General features: G+C 64.6%; 11 protein-coding genes. 6 read left to right on the forward strand and 5 right to left on the reverse strand.

Annotation, left to right across the window (positions count from 1 at the left end; all coding sequences use genetic code 11):
• Nucleotides 1-211: 211 nt before the first annotated feature.
• The 6 genes from GNK13_RS04575 to GNK13_RS04600 all read left to right on the forward strand — a co-directional run bounded on the left by GNK13_RS04575 (nucleotide 212) and on the right by GNK13_RS04600 (nucleotide 7,909).
• A complete protein-coding gene (locus GNK13_RS04575) occupies nucleotides 212-835 on the forward strand; it encodes a ClpP family protease (RefSeq protein WP_164101270.1) in 624 nt (207 codons plus the stop codon).
• Between the two features lie 78 nt (nucleotides 836-913).
• Nucleotides 914-1,504: an ATP-dependent Clp endopeptidase proteolytic subunit ClpP gene (gene clpP / locus GNK13_RS04580; RefSeq protein WP_164101271.1), complete on the forward strand. Its 591-nt coding sequence runs from the start codon at nucleotides 914-916 to the stop codon at nucleotides 1,502-1,504.
• A gap of 311 nt (nucleotides 1,505-1,815) precedes the next feature.
• A complete protein-coding gene (locus tag GNK13_RS04585) occupies nucleotides 1,816-4,029 on the forward strand; it encodes an HlyD family efflux transporter periplasmic adaptor subunit (RefSeq protein WP_164101272.1) in 2,214 nt (737 codons plus the stop codon).
• A 60-nt stretch (nucleotides 4,030-4,089) separates the two neighbouring features.
• Nucleotides 4,090-5,211, forward strand: coding sequence for an HlyD family secretion protein (locus GNK13_RS04590; RefSeq protein ID WP_164101273.1), 1,122 nt, complete (start codon nucleotides 4,090-4,092; stop codon nucleotides 5,209-5,211).
• Entirely contained in the window at nucleotides 5,208-7,325 is a 2,118-nt protein-coding gene (locus tag GNK13_RS04595; protein ID WP_164101274.1) for a hypothetical protein, read from the forward strand. The genes GNK13_RS04590 and GNK13_RS04595 overlap by 4 nt, the downstream gene beginning before the upstream one ends.
• 29 nt (nucleotides 7,326-7,354) lie before the next feature.
• Nucleotides 7,355-7,909: a peptide chain release factor family protein gene (locus tag GNK13_RS04600; protein WP_164101275.1), complete on the forward strand. Its 555-nt coding sequence runs from the start codon at nucleotides 7,355-7,357 to the stop codon at nucleotides 7,907-7,909.
• A gap of 11 nt (nucleotides 7,910-7,920) precedes the next feature.
• On the opposite strand, the gene GNK13_RS04605 is transcribed toward GNK13_RS04600, so the two are convergent.
• From GNK13_RS04605 to GNK13_RS04625, 5 genes are all read right to left on the reverse strand, one after another.
• On the reverse strand, nucleotides 7,921-10,938 hold the full coding sequence (locus GNK13_RS04605) for a PQQ-dependent sugar dehydrogenase (RefSeq protein ID WP_164101276.1): 3,018 nt from the start codon (nucleotides 10,936-10,938) through the stop codon (nucleotides 7,921-7,923).
• Between the two features lie 49 nt (nucleotides 10,939-10,987).
• The gene (locus GNK13_RS04610; RefSeq protein ID WP_164101277.1) at nucleotides 10,988-12,322 is read right to left on the reverse strand and encodes an outer membrane protein assembly factor BamB family protein; all 1,335 of its coding nucleotides are present in this window, start codon (nucleotides 12,320-12,322) and stop codon (nucleotides 10,988-10,990) included.
• A gap of 35 nt (nucleotides 12,323-12,357) precedes the next feature.
• Nucleotides 12,358-13,059, reverse strand: a complete 702-nt coding sequence (locus GNK13_RS04615) for a hypothetical protein (RefSeq protein ID WP_164101278.1) — start codon at nucleotides 13,057-13,059, stop codon at nucleotides 12,358-12,360.
• 139 nt (nucleotides 13,060-13,198) lie between these two features.
• Complete coding sequence (locus GNK13_RS04620; protein ID WP_235934775.1) at nucleotides 13,199-14,233, reverse strand: Kelch repeat-containing protein; 1,035 nt, start codon at nucleotides 14,231-14,233, stop codon at nucleotides 13,199-13,201.
• Between the two features lie 172 nt (nucleotides 14,234-14,405).
• On the reverse strand, nucleotides 14,406-15,389 hold the full coding sequence (locus GNK13_RS04625) for a DUF1559 domain-containing protein (RefSeq protein WP_164101280.1): 984 nt from the start codon (nucleotides 15,387-15,389) through the stop codon (nucleotides 14,406-14,408).
• Between the last annotated feature and the right edge of the window lie 112 nt (nucleotides 15,390-15,501).

A 15,501-nucleotide genomic window follows, 5' to 3' on the forward strand; every position in this document is an offset into this window, starting at 1 on the left:
CTCCCCCCTCCCATTCTCTCCCCCCTCCCACTCTTCTCCGGCCCCCTCCCTGCCGCCACGGTCGAGCGCTCCTGCTCGGCCGCTGGCGGTTTTTCTTTGCTCCCAGTAAGCCTCGGACCGTGGCCGGAGATACCACTCTTGTCAGTCGGCTCCATTTCGCGAACACTTAGGTCCATCCCCTTTTTGTCAGGACCCGGGAAAGGCACGCGAGATGAACTACGAGCTAGCCAATAGCTACTCCTACCAGAGCTACCAGCGTCAGCGGCAAATGACGCTTGGCGACCTGCTGCTGGAAAACCGGATCGTCTTTTTGCAAGGCGAGATCTACACCGGCAACGCCAACGAAGTGGTCATGAAGCTGCTCTACTTGCAGAGCGAGAATCGCCGCAAGGACATCCACTTCTACCTGAACTCCCCCGGCGGATCGGTCACCGCGACGCTGGCGATCTACGACACGATGCAGATGCTCTCGTGCCCGGTCGCGACCTACTGCGTGGGCGAAGCGGCCAGTGGTGCTGCGGTCCTCCTGGCCGGTGGTACCAAAGGCAAGCGGTACGCGCTGCCGAACAGCCGCGTGATGATCCACCAGCCGCTCGGCGGCGTCGGCGGGCAGGTCAGCGATATCGAGATTCAGGCTCGCGAAATCCTTCGCTACCGCGACGTGCTGAACCACATCATGGCGCACCACACGGGCAAACCGATCGAGCAGATCGCCAAGGATATCGACCGCGACTTCTTCCTCTCGGCCGAGGGCGCGAAAGAGTATGGGCTGGTCGACGATGTGTTGACCAAACCGCCGGTTGATGTGAATGCCGAAGACGACGAGCCGAAGTAGAGCCGCCGCAGCCACTGTTCGCGGTTCCTTCGACTCCACCGATCCAGCCTTTCCTCCATACCATCCAGGTTCACGGCGATGCCCCTAATTCCCTACGTTGTCGAAAAGAGCGGCCGCGAAGAACGCGTTTACGACATCTACAGTCGGTTGCTCAAAGACCGGATCATTTTTCTCGGCCAGCAGGTGAACGACGAAATCTCCAATTCGTTGGTCGCTCAAATGCTGTTTCTGCAGAGCGAAGACCCCAAGGCCGACATCCACCTGTATATCAATTCGCCCGGCGGGAGCATCACGGCCGGCTTGGCGATCTACGACACGATGCAGTACGTCTCGTGTGACGTGGCGACTTACTGCATCGGCCAAGCGGCTTCGATGGGTGCCGTGCTGCTGACCGCCGGGGCCAAGGGCAAACGCTACTCGTTGCCCAGCGCACGGATCATGATCCACCAGCCGCTCGCCGGCATGCAGGGAACCGCTCAGGAGATCGAGATCCACGTCGAGGAACTCCGCCGCGTGAAGCGGAAGATGAACGAGATCATGATCCGCCACACCGGCCATTCGCTCGAGAAGATCGAGCAGGATACCGACCGCGACCGCTTCATGTCGGCGACCGAATCGGTCGACTACGGGCTGATCGACAAGGTCGTCACCTCGGTCAGCGACAGCTGAACGAGCTCAGGCCAGCCGCTGTTAGAGGACGGCGCTTAATAGTCACCCTCCCCGCGGGAGGGTCGAGCGTCAGCGAGGGGAGGGATCGCGATCCCTAGCGATTGCGCCCCCGTGAAATGCACCGTTGCGGAAACCCTCCCCGCTCGTTCCTCGCGACCCTCCCGGGGGGAGGGTGTCGTGGTTTTTTATAGAAGCAGGTCAGGCTGGAAAGCCTGACGTACTTTCGGGTCAGGCTGGGAAGCGTGACGTATGGGGTGGGGTGGGAAGTTGTCTGTACTTCCCTGCCTCGTTTGTGGTATCGGCCTCGATGCATGGAAGCGTCATCGACCACCGAACCGTTCCGGTTTTCCGCCAGCTCGCCCTCGCTCGAGGGACGGGGTGCGCCTCACGCGCCGCGCCCCGAGGCGGACGCGCTGGTCCTCGAGACGAAGCGGGAGATTCGGCGGCTCGTGCAAGAGATCGCCGCGCTCTGCCACTCCCGCTTATCGGCTCGCCAGTTCTGGCCCCGCTTCCTGGCCGACGTCACCAGCGCAATGGCCGCCGAGGGATGCGTCCTGTGGCAGCTCGCCGGTGAGCACTGGGCTTCGGTCGCACATCACGGCCATGTCGATCGCCGCCTGCTCGTCCCCCGATTGTCGCCAGGAGACTCGCTCGAGCCGGTGCGGTCCGGCGGGACCAATCGCCACTGGCTGATGATCCGTGAAGTCGCCCATGGCGGCGGCCCGATGGTCGTCCCGCCGAGCGGCGACTGGACTGTAGCGGATGCGGAAACGGCTGCCGCGTCGGACGATGGGAACGACGCGGTGGAGCCGGGTAATCCCACTGAGTTTCTAGCTGCGGTCGTCCCCATCCCCGTCGATTTGGACCAGCCGGTCGAGTGGATGATGGAGCTGTTTTTGCCGGTCGGCGGCGGACCGGCCACGCAGCGTGGCTATCTGCGATTCGCGGCTCAGATGGCCGATTTGGCCGCTGATTTTCTTCGCCGGGAACGACTCCGCGCCGCTCGTGCGCACGCCGACCAAGCCGCGCGGATGCACGAGAGTGTGCTCACCCTCTACCGTTCGACCGATCGCACCACTGCGGAGTCGAGGATCGTCGACGCGGCGGCCCGCGTCTTCTCCGCGGAACGCGTGAGCTTGGTCCGCCGAAGGGGCGGTTCCTGGCGCGTGGTCGCCGTCAGTGGAGTCGACCAGATCGATCCCGCACTTCCCGCCGTGCAAGCCATTCGCGAGCTTGCCGCAGGACTCGTCGCGGCGAGCCCCACCAAGACCGACGGCTCCGTCGGTTTCATCCCCGCCGGCAGCGCCCCCGAGACTTCGGGCAACATCCCCGACGCTGCGGGCGCGGAGCCCGTCGAAGCGGAGCCGGCCGAAGCGGAACCGGACGCGGAGGGGGAGGCGAGCGAGGGAGCACTCGTTCTTCGTGGCGTCGCGATCGTCGATGCCGCTGGCCAAGCGCGCTTGGTGGTGGAAGACCGGGCGGCGACGGAGGTCGACCCCGAACAGCAGCACCGCTGGTCCCTGTTTCTCCAGCACACCGATTGCGTGTTGACGCGTCTCGATCGAACCCGGCAGCCCGGGCTCCGCGGCTGGATCGCGGCCCGCGGCGAGCGGTTGCGCAATCGTCTGGGACGGTCGGTCGTCGTGCTGGCGATTGCGGTCGGTGGACTCTTGCTCGCCGCTCTCCCGGTTCCGCTCATCGTGACCGCCGATGCGAGACTCGAGCCGCGGCAAGTGCAAAACCTGTACGCTCCCCGCGACTCGGTGATCGACGAGATCTGGGTCGATCATGGAGCTGCGGTCGAACCGGGAGAACCGGTGCTGCGGCTGGTCGACCTCGAATTGGATCGGTCGATCAACTCGCTCCTCGGCCGCCGCGCGGTCCTCAGCGAGCGGCTGGCGGAGATTCGAACCCGGGTCGTCGGCGGCTCGACCAATGATCCCGAAGAAACCGAACGACTGCAAACCGAACAGCAGATCGCCGGCGAGGAGCTGCGGAGCATCGCCGCCGAACTGGCGGTGTTGGAGCAAGAACGCGAGCGGCTCGTCTTGCGAAGTGACCGCAGCGGGATCGTGGACGCTTGGCAGATCCGCGAGCGACTGGGCCATCGACCGGTGGGAAGAGGACAGATGCTGTTCCGCATCGTCGCCCCCGAGGGAGGCTGGTTGATCGAAGCCGACGTGCCGCAGAACCGCCTCGATCACCTCGTCGCGAGCCGCGGGAATGGCCCGGTGGAAGGAACGGCTGTGTTGGCCGCTTTCCCCGACCACGCCGTTGCGGCCCAACTCGAGGACATCGGCCCCGCCGCATGGCCCCGAGAAGGTTCACCGTCGCTGGCGACCGCGGCCAGCGGTCCCGATCCGACCGGAACCGTGACCTTTTCTCTCGATGCCGACCGCTTGCCCCTCAAGCAACCGGGGGCGCCGGTCAAACTCGGGATCGACTGTGGCCACCGCCCGCTCGCCTACGTCGCATGCCAGGACCTGGTGCGCACCGTCGTGGGCTGGTTGCGGCTGTACCTGTAACCCATTTCACCCTTCCCAGAGAGAGCCGTTTCGATGCAGCCATGCCGCTGGCCACTGTGGATGCGAACATGGGACGCTGCGGCGACCCTGCTGGCGGCCCTTTTGGCGGCCCTTTTGGCGGCCCTGCTAGCAGCTGGTCCGCTTGCCGCGGACACGCCGCGCCCGGCGACCGCCCCGAGGCTCGCTTCCGGCGGGTCGCCGGCCGTGGTCGCGGAGGAATGTGTCATTCGCTTTGCCGAAATCGTCGACGTCCCGGCGCTCGATGCTGGCCCGCTGGCCGAAGTTGCGGTCACGCAGAACGAGGAAGTCGAGGCTGGGCAATTGCTCGCTCGGCTGGACGACCGAACGCTCGCGATCCGGCGACACGCGGCGGAACTCAAACGGGAAATCGCCCAGCAGCGAGTCGCGGACGATTTGGAAGTTCAATTTGCCGAGACGGCCTACCAAGAGGCTCTCGAAGAACTGGAATCGAACCGAGCCGTCTACGACGCCAGCTCTGGAGCAGTTCCCCTGAGCACGCTGCGGCGGCTGAGGATTGCGGTGGAGCGGGCGAATTTGGAACGCGAGCGAGTAAAAAAATCAGGCCGACAAGCGGAGATTGAACTCGAGCTGCAAACGGCTGAGCTGGAAGTGATCGACGACCATCTGAGACGGCTCAAGGTCCAAAGCCCGATCAGCGGGATCGTGCTGACCGTCGACCACCGCCCCGGCGAATGGTTGGCGACGGGTGAGACGGTCGCCCAGATCGCTCGCCTCGATCGCCTCCACGTCCAGGTACTCTTGTCCGAAGACATGCTCCCGCAGCGGGCCGCCCCAGGGGCCGCTGTGCTGGTCCGCTGGAGCGAAGCGGGAGTGGAGCATTCGCTTCGCGGCCGCGTGACTTCGGTGGATCCGCAGCAGATGGCCGGCGGACGTTATCGGCTGCATGCGATGATCGAGAACCGGGCGGTCGCGGGCGGTTGGCTGTTGCTGCCGGGCCGAGAAGTCCAGATGGTGCTCTATCCGCTGGCGGCGGGAAGCGCGACCGCCGACGGGTCGAGAGCGGAAGAATCTAAAAACTCCGAAGCAGCAACCGATCTGCAATCGCCTGCGACAGCCCGCTCAGCTCAGCGTCGCTTGACGGCGCCGGTGGCGCCGGTGGCGCCGGGGGCGCCGGGGGCGCCGGGGGCGCGGCAGCGATGACCGCCGCCGGGACCGGGGCTCGGCCTGGACCGGGAACTTCCTACCGGCTGCGGGGGGATCTCGAAATTCACCCCCGCGAGCGCGCAGGCCGCCGGCAGTACTGGTTGGCCCATCCGATCAGCGGTCGCGTTGTGCGGCTCGCCGGAGAGGACTATCGCGGGTTGGTGGGAAGAGTCGACCGCGGCGGAGCGGTTGAGCGTTTACCGGCGGCCGATCCGGCGCTATTGGCCGAGGCTCGTGCGGCGGGGCTCGTTGCTGGAGAGCGTCCGGCCACCGCCGTCCGCGCTCGTTCCGGATGGTGGCGGAATCCGCTCTACATTCGTCTCTCGGGAGTTCCCGCCGATGGCGTCGGAGCGTGGTTGGCGAAACGCACGTCTTGGCTGTTCTCCGCGGTGGGCGTCACGTTCTGGGGACTGGTGATCGCGGTCGTCGCGGTGGCGCTACTCGCCCACGCTGGGGAGTTGGTCCGCCGGTTGGATCCGCTGGTCACGTTTCAGGCGAAGCACTGGGGACTCGCGCTGGCGACGCTGGCGATCACCAAAGGGATTCACGAGTTGGCCCACGCGGCGGTCTGTCGGCGCATGGGAGCGGCGGCCCGGGAGATCGGCGTCCTGTTGCTCTGCGGAACGCCCTGCTTGTACTGCGATGTGACCGACAGCTGGCGCGTTGATTCGCGCTTGCGACGGGCGGCGATCATGCTCGCGGGCGTCTATATCGAATCGGTACTGGCCGCACTCGCCGGAGTGGTGTGGCTGCTCAGCGAGGATGGATTCCTGCGGATGGCCGCGTTGAATTTGATCTGCGTGTGTGGAGTGAGCACCGTTTTGTTCAATATCAACCCGCTGATGCGCTACGACGGCTACTTCGTTTTGGCGGACTTTTTGGACGTCCCCAACCTTCGCAGCCGAGCCGTCGAAGCGTGGCGCTCCGCCGTCGTTCGCCGAGTGGCCGGGGCGAGTTATCAGTCCGGGACGTTCGGCGGGAGCGGAGCGGTTCAGTGGGGGCTCGCAGCGTTTCACTTGGCGTCGACCGGCTACCGCTATGTCGTCCTCTCGGCGCTTCTCGGCTGGGGCTATCTGGTGCTCAGCCGGGCCGGTGTGGAAAGTCTTGCACGGGGAGCGATCGTGGTGGGAATTGCCGGGTTTATCTGCGGTCAAGCGAATCGACTGTGGCAGGTCGGCAAGGGCCGCGGGGCGTGGAGCGGCGTGTCTGCTTGGCGGCGGTGGGGAATCGCCAGCGGCTGGACGCTGCTCGCCGGATTGATCCTGTGGGTACCGGTGGAACGCCGCGTCACCGCCCGAGGCGTGGTGGAACTTCATGCGGCTACGAATGTCTACGCCCCCCGCAGCGGGCGGGTCGAACGGATCGAAGTCGAATATGGGAACGCGGTCGAGCAAGGTGCGACGCTCGCGCTGCTCGACGAGCCGGCGCTGCGGATCGAGCGGGTACGCCTCACATCGCAGCTGGAGGAGTTGCGGATTCGAAGTGCCTCGCTCCGCCGCCGAGCTCTTGCGGACCCGGAACTGCTCGACCAACTCGAGGAGCAATCGGCGGCCATCGCAGCGACGGAAGATCAACGGCGGGCGGTCGAGACGGCGATCGGACAGCTTCACTTAACCGCGCCCCGCAGCGGAACGCTGCTGCCGTACGTCGCACCATCGCACGGCGGCGGGGAGTCCAGCAGCGGTTCAGGAGCTGGCGTGCGAGCTGCGGCCCCCGCGGCTGCTCCACGGTTGTCGACTCGTGAGGGACAAACGATTCCCGCCGGCAGCGTCTGGTGCTGCGTTGGGGACGAGAGGTCCAAGCAAGTCGTCTTGGAAGTCGATGCGGCGCAGCGACGGTTCATCGAAAGAGGGGGCGAGGTGCAGGTTCGGCTTGACCCGCTGCCGGCGGAAATCGTGACCTGCCAAGTTGCGGATGTTTCGGCAATCCGTCACGATCCTCGCAGCTTCGCGGAACTGGTTCCGCGAAATCGATTCGCGGTCGCCTGCCGGCTGCCGGAAGAGATGGCCGCACGCGTTCCGATCGGCTCGACGGCGACCGGCGTGTTCCGCGGCGAGCCGCTTCGGCTGTGGGATTGGTGCCTCAGCCGCATCACCGGAGCGGCGCTTTGACCCGTGACTATTGATCCAGTAAGGAACCCATGACGAACGGCTCTCGTGACGACGGACCTACCGCCTGTGACCCTCCGCATCCCGCCTGGCTCGAGGAAGCGGAATTGTTGGCGGTGTGCACGATGCAGCAAACTCGCCGTGGCGGACCGGGAGGCCAGCACCGCAACAAGGTCTCGACGACGATCGTCCTCGTTCACCAGCCGACTGGGATCAGTGCCGAGGCCTCGGAGCGGCGGAGCCAAGCCGACAACCGGCGCGTGGCGCTGCGGCGGTTGCGTGAAACGTTGGCGCTGCGGCTGCGGACCCGCGGGGTCCCCAGCTCGGCTCCGGAGTCGGCTCCCGTGCGGCTCCGCGCCAAGTACGGTGGAGCGCAGTTCCGCGTGGCCGAAGACAACGTGGACCGTCCAGCCGTGCTCGCCCTGCTGCTCGATGATCTGGCCCGAGCCGCGGCCCGTCCGGCCGAAGTCGCCGCGCTCTGGCAGACGACGACGAGCCAAATCGTCCGCTTCCTCCGAGAAATCCCCGCAGCGTTCGCAACGGTCAATCGCTGGCGGGAAGACATGGGACAAAAGCCGCTCCAGTAGAGCTCGAGTTGCTACTTTCGGGGTGCGGCTTGAACGGGTTTGCTGATGTCCGAATGGGGGCGGCCGAGGGTGGTGAGGAAGGCGAGCAGATCGGCGGCTTCTTGGGCGGTCAGATCCCGGAGCACTCCATCGGGCATCAACGATTGCGGAGAGACGACCATTTGTTCGATCTCCTCGGTCGGCACTTCGACGACGCGGCGCTCCACGTCAGCGACTCTCACGCGCTCCGCTGTCCGCTCGATGAGCAACCCGCTTAGCACGCGACCATCCACGGTCTGGATCAAGTAGGTCTGGTACGCGGGATCGATTTTTGCCGAAGGCGTGAGCAGACTTTGCAGCAGTTCCTCCCGGCTCCGCTGGTGGCCAATTCCGCTCAGGTCGGGGCCGAGCGATGTTCCTTGGCTGCCGGCCGCGTGGCACCGATTGCACTGCAGTAGCTTGTCCGTGAAGAACATCTGCTCGCCCCGCTTCGGATCTCCCTTGCGGCGGAGGATCGACTCCGGATCGATCCGGTCGCCCAGCCGCTGGCGTTGCTCGTCTTCAGGCAGAAATCGCTCGAAGAGATCGCGGACCAAAGGGTCGTGGTGCGCCGCTGCCGCGGCGACAAGCTGATCCTGGAGGGCAGGAGGCAGGGAGTCCCGGTCGAGTGCCATCACGCTGCGGAGGGCGGTCGTGGGCGAGGCGAGTTGCTCGGCCAGTTCGGTCGCGGAAGTGTCTCGATTCGCCGCCGCTCGCAAATCCGCAGGAACGTGGTCCTCGCGTGCGGCGGAGCTCGCCCCCGCCGCTGCCAACTCTCCGTCGGGCTTCATCTGCTCGACCCAGCGGTAGAGCAGCGCGAGGCCTCGCGGATCGACCCGATGGGCGCCCAGCCGCGGCATCCGCCCTTGCCCCGCTTTGGCGATCCGGTACAGCAGCACCGAACGTTCGGGCGCGCCCGGGGCGATGACCCGGGCCCCTTCGATTCCCAGATCACCCTGGGTCGGCGGGGCGTCGATCATCTGAGTCGCGGCAGGCTCGAGATCGTACGCCATCTGCGAGAGCACCGCGCCGCCCGCATGCAACCGATGGCAGTGGGCGCAGTTCGCATGCAAGTAACTCCGCGCCCGCTCGTCGAGCGTCGCGTCGGGGTCGTGGGGATCGACCAGCGTCGGTCGCTGTCCCACGTTGTCCGCACTCGCGCCCGCGTCGCTGGTAACCTCAGCCGCATCGAGCCACTCAAGTCGCTGCAGCTGCAGCGGGTCAAACGCGAGCGGAGGCCCCGACCAGGGGTTGTGGCAGCGGAGGCAGTCGGATCGTGACGCGTAGTGCCACTGGACTTGCTGCGGCGTGGCGTCTGGATCGTCCGCCGCAAGCTCCCACACGGCGTCCGCTCCCTCCTCCGGCACCAACTCCGCGTCCCGCTGATCGGCATCCCAGCGGTAGGAATACGCGTTCCAGTCGCGGCCGTCAAAGTGCAGGAGCTGCGTTTCGAGATGCACGCTTCGGCCGCGGACATCGGGGAGCGATAAGGTTTTGACCAGCACGGTGCCGTCGGGAAACTCCCACTTTCCGTCTTTCGCTGCCACTCGCGATTTTCCCGGCAGAGCAATCCAGCGCTGGCTGGTCGCACCGTCCTGCCACATCGGCGCATGGATCGTATAGCGAACGACCCCCGGCGCCGGTTGCTGATCGGGGACCGAGGTAAAGAGGCCCGTTTCGCTCAGCCGCTCGGGGAACTCGCTCGGCTGACCGGCCCGCGGGTTCTCGACGAAGCGATGAATCGAACCTGTATGGTCGAGCAGGAACAACTCGCCGCGGTGGTCGACGCCAAAGCTGACCAGCTTGAGCGTCGAATCGGCGAGCTCTTGGTGCCAGGCGACTTCACCATTCGATCCGAGACGCAGGCCCCAAATCTTTCCTGTCTCATAATCCCCATAAATATAAGCCCCCCGCAGCTTGGGCAGACGGTCGCCCCAGTAAACCACGCCGCCGGTGATCGAGGCGGCTTCGGTATGGGGATGATCGACCGTGGGGGCCTGAATCGGCGTCGGGCCACGGGGAGCGTCGGAGTTGATCGGCTGTCGGCCCTCCATGATGCTCCAGCCGTAATTTCCGCCCCGGGTGACGCGATAGATCATCTCCCACAATTCCCATCCCACATCGCCGACCCACAGATCGCCGCTTTCGGGATCGAAGCTCATCCGCCACGGATTGCGAAACCCATAAGCCCAGATTTCGCCGCGGGCATCGGGCAGTGAGATGAACGGATTGTCAGGGGGAATGGTATAAGGTCGATTCCCATCCGCGTGATCCACGTCGATACGCAGCACCGCCGAGAGCAGATTCGTGACGTCCTGGCCGGCGCCATGAGGATCCGGCGGATTCGGCCCCACGCCATCGCCGGTAGAAATGTAGAGGTAGCCGTCGGGACCGAATTGTAGGCAGCCGCCGTTGTGTCCGCCGGAAAACCAGGTGAGCAAGATTTCTTCGCTATCCGGATCCACGCGCGGCGGTTCGGTGTCGAGAACCTGAAAACGCGACACGCGACTCCCATCCTCCTGCCCGGGCGGGAGGACATAACACACATACAGCTGTCGATTTTTTTCGAACTGGGGATGGAACGCGACGCCGTAGAGGTGGTTGAGCTTTGGGGCATGCGCAAGCAGATCAAAAAACAAGTCGGGCGGTGGGGCCGTCGCTTCATTCCCCTCCGGTGGCAGCTGGAACGAATCCAAGCGACCGCGAAGCCCGGCGACCAGCATCCGACGGGTCCCCGGAATCGCCACGATCTCCACCGGTTGCGGGAACGACAATTCGGGAAAGGCGTTCTCGGTCGTATAGGGCAAGGGCGGTTGCGGCGAGCCCACGACGCGGGAAGTCGTCCAGGCCGCCCGCGGTTCGACGCCTGAGGCCTCTGCTTGCTCCTCGCCACGCGTCGACCCAGCCGGCAACAAAAAACAGCCGGCAATGAAGAGGAGTAGCCGCAGTTTGCACCGACTCCATCCCGCGAATGCTCGTCCGCCATCTCGAGGCACTGTCCGATGTCGCATTGCCCGCGCTCCCGTCGACGCACCAAGGCGAGTCCCGTTGCACAGCCTCCTATCGTAGCGACTCGGCTTGGCCAATGGCGTAAAGAGCTTCGCCGCTGCGGATCAGAAAGCGTCCCTCGACGGCGACCGCGGCGTAGAACGTCGCTCCAGCGGCAGCCGCTTCCCTTCCTCCGTCCGATTGCGGTTGGGCTTCGGGAGCAAGTTCGTTTTCGGCGAGCACCTCGAAATCGGGGCCTGCTTGAATCACGGTCGTCGTTCCCTCTTTTCCGAACAGATAGATCCGCTCTCCAATTCCAATCGGCGTCGCCCAAATGCTTCCCGACGATCGTTTCGCATATTGCTCTTCACCGGACTCGAGATCGAGGCAGTAGACGACCCCGGCCCGATTGACGAAGTAGGCATATCCTCGGTGGGCGATCGGGGAGCCAAAGGAAGATGTGGCCCGCTCGGCTCGCCAGACCCATTCCGCACTGAACGCCCCGTCCGCCTGACGCTTGATCTGGACGACCCCATTGGAGGCCGCCGCCTTGCCTGCATTTGCATCTCCGTTACCCGTCGTCGCTCCGATCAAAAACCGTCCCTCGCCGAGTGGGACTGGGGTCGGCGTCGAGTTTCCGGATATATCCTCAAAACTCCACAGCCGCTGGCCGGTCCGCGGGTCGAGTCCTGCCAAGCGACCAATCCCGCTGAGGACGAGATGGTTTGCTTCGCCGATCGGGACCAGCCGCGGGCTGCTCCAGGAGGTGACGCCCAGCCCCTCCTGCTTCCAGATCGTTTCCCCGGTCGACTTGGAGAGAGCCAACACGTAGGGCGCCTCGCTTCGCTCGATCCACCCATAGATCCGCTCCGCATCCTGCTCGAGCGACGCTCCCAACCCATGGCGAGAATCGATCGCTCCGTACTCCGCTACCAGATTTCGCTGCCAACGGACTTTGCCGTCATGGGTCAGCGAGATCAAGTTTCCTCCTTCGAACAATGCCGTCACGCCAGCTTCATCGACGACGGGGGAAGGCGCCGCTTTGCTGACGTAGGTCGAGTTCTCTGCCTGCGAAGCCGCCGCGAGATCGTGCTGCCAGAGGACTTTCCCCGACTGAAGATCGTACGCTGCGACGTGGCAGTTCTCCTTCATCGCGCCCGAGATCGATGTGACGAACACACGCCCCTGCCAGACGACGGGACTCGACTGCCCGTATCCCACGAGCGGTGTCCGCCAGGCAACGTTCTGCGTCGACGACCAGCGGAGCGGAACATCCGCGACCGCCAGACTTTCGTCGACCGGACCTTGGAAGCGAGTCCATCCGTCACCAGCGTGGGCTTCGACCCCGACGGCCAATGCGATGAAGAAGAGATTCACCAGGATGCGGAGGCGAGACAGAATCGGCATACTCGGGCTTTCGAAACAAGTGGTGGCTAAACCGATTACGGACGAACAAACGTGACCGTCAGGTAGTGCGCTTCACCGGTATAAGGTGTACCGTTGAATTCACCAGTGGTGGTTTTGTCGACCTGGCCGACCAACAGCCCGTGAAGTCCCGCTTCGAGCTTGTTCGCAGGAAAGCTCACGCGGCCGTCCGCGTCGGTCGTCGCAGTTGCCTTTTCTTGTCCCTCTCCATCGAGAAGCTGAACCTCGGCTTCGGATAAGGGTTTGCCACGCCAAAAAATCTGCGCGGTGATGCCTCCATCCTGCTGACCCACTACCGCTTCGAGGTCGAGATTGCCGGTAGGCTTGGACGCAGCCTTCGACAACTCGCGGTCGAGGATCGCTTGCGCCGAATAGGTCAGCTTCATTCCATGGTAGAGCCCGTAGTCGACGGTCGACTGCAGTTGTCCCTTCGTGGCGAATTTGTGGGCCGATCGTCGTCCGATCAACCCATCGGTCTCGACCGCCGCAAAATCGGTTAGCGGTTTGCGAGCTTCGCCGGTCTGATGTTGAACCTGAGCCGCGGCGATCGATTCGGGCATGGCGTACTCGCGATCCGCCGGGTTTTCACCAAAGAACAAGATTGCCCGGCCTTCGGCATCGAGGGCCAACCAGGGGAAATGTGCGTGGGTGGATTTTGGAGTCGCACTGCCGAGCAACAGGAGGACGCCGAGAACGAGCAGAGTTTTGAGATGGTGCATAATTTCGATTTCCTAACTGATGGGTGGAGCCTGATAAGGCTGTGTCAAAAAAACAAATCGACACCCTCCCCGGGCCTAAGAGCCCGACCCTCCCGGGAGGAGGGTATTGGAAAGAAGGCGTCTTCTGAAGGAGCCTCAATTACTTGACTTGGACGATTCCAATTTCTTCATACTTCCCCTCGGACATGTTCGCCCCTCCGATGAAGACCAGGCGGTCGTCGCCGAGCGGGAGCATGCGATGAAAGAAGCGGGCCGGTTCCAGTTCGCGGACGATCTCCCACGACTTGCCATCTTCGGCCAGCCGCTGCAAAGTGCCGTGGAGGGTGCTCGTGTAGAGCCGTCCGCCGACGGCGAATGCGGAGCTTCCAAATCCGTCCATCCCTTCGCCTTGAAGATCCGGTCCTTGGCTCCAAGTGCCGCTGGCCACGTCGTAGACGTCGACCCGCGTCGTCGGCTTGCCTTCCTTGGTCATTCCACCGATCGCATACAGCTTCCCTTGGTAGGCTGCCACGCTCAGGGCTCGCCGCTCAAACGGCGGTGGGGCCAACGCCTTCCACTCCGGCGACTCGGCGGACAAGTCGAGCGCGTAAGCGGTGTCATGCCACAGGTGCTCATCCCCGCGGATCTGCCAGCCTCCGACCACATAGATCGTGTGGTCCAGAACGGCGGCATCGAACGAGGAACGTGGCTCGGGGAGCGACGGGAGCTTTTGCCACTGCTCGGCCTTGAGATCGTAGGCGACGACGGTGTCTTGAGACCAAAGATCATGTTCTTCCCCGTCGTCGTTCTTGGCCGTGAAACCACCGATGCGGTAGAGCCGGTCTCCGTGGGCAACCATCGCCAAGCCTTGCAGCCCGACGTCGCTGGCGACTTTCTCCCAGCCCTGCGGCTCGTTGAGATTCAGCCGCCAGAGCGTTTTGCCTTGAGCTTCTGCCGAGTATGAGTGGGCCGAGCCGGTATGACCGCCGTAGAGGTAGAGCGCGTCGCCGACGATCGCCGCTCCAAAGCTGGTGACCGGTTCGGGGATGTCCGGGTAGCTGGTCCGACCCTCTGAAGGAGAGTCGGCGGCGGAGGTCAGCGGCAGCGGACCGCCGAGCAGGATTCCAAGGAGCAGGAGACCGGCGGGGGGCAACCACCGAAGAAAGGCTGAAGGGTGATATAGGGAAGTGGTCATGAAGGGTGCTTTTGTGATAGGGGGAGGGGAAGGGTCATGGGAAGGGATCATCAGCCGCCGGGCGATAGCCCCCGGTTTCCTCAAACGTGAACGGAACCGGACGCTAGCGCGTGGCGGCTGATTTTGAAATCATCGAAAAGTGACCTGCATTGCCGCTTGTGAGACCGCGGATTCAATACTCGGCGACCACTTCGCCGCCGGCGCGGGTCGCGAGCGCTTGGTATGTCGCGTACTCGATCGTTTCGGCCACAAACCTCACCGAGCCGTCGGTCAGGGCGAAGTTGCCGCCACCGGGATGCTGGCTGCGGAATGCTCCATAGACGGTCCCCGCATTGTCGTGGTTGTTGAACGGGTGATAGCTGGTGCCCCAGCTGTAGCCGATGTAGCCATAGGCCCAAACTCCGCCGTAATCGGTCGAGGGAACTCCCTGGGGCATAAAGTCGGTTTCGCCGGCCAGGAACGTGCTGGAGGTCCCGTCGATGATATCGCGGAACTTCGTCGGGTTGCGATGGTTGGGGCTGGTTGCCACGGCAGTCTTGATCGGCACGATAGCCCCGTCGTAGGCGGGCTCACCGGCCGGCATGTACGCCCCGTAGTGCAGCAGACCTGCCTCGGGAGTCCCGGCGCAGAACAGGTAGCTGGCCGGAGCCCGATCTTCGACGCTCAGCGGCCCCGAGGGCGGCGACATGCTGGGGCAGAGGTAGGTAGGGATCTCCATCTGCTGCAGCGTCGCGTTGCTGTAGCCATCGCCGTCCGCATCGTCGGTGCTGTTCCGCGGCTGGGCCGGGTCCCAGCGGCTGGCCACGGCGTCCCCTTCGAGGAAGGGCAGGATCTGAATCAGTCCGGTCCCCCAGGTGTCGCTCGTCTCCGAAGGCATCCGATCGCGGGTCGCGTAGGGAAACTCGCGGTGGGTGTCGTGAAAGTTGTGTGTGGCGAGGGCAATCTGCTTGAGCTGATTGGTGCAAGACATCCGCCGGGCCGCTTCCCGTGCCGCTTGGACAGCGGGCAACAGCAGGCCGACGAGTACGCCGATGATCGCGATCACGACCAGCAGCTCGACGAGGGTGAATCCGGAACGCGCCGCAAGACGGGGTTGCGGGGCGAGTGGCCGCCGCAGCAGGCGGTCGGCGCAGGGGGACGGGCAGCGGGAAGACATCCGGCACTCCTTGAGCGTTGGGCCCGGGGCTAGGATCCCGCGGCAAACGTGTGCCGCGAGAGGAACTAGTCGCGCGTGGCTGGCTCAACAGAAGTGGCTGGCTGCGGTCGCG

Origin of the sequence: Candidatus Laterigemmans baculatus, from assembly GCF_010367455.1 — a bacterium.
GTDB lineage: Bacteria > Planctomycetota > Planctomycetia > Pirellulales > Pirellulaceae > Laterigemmans > Laterigemmans baculatus.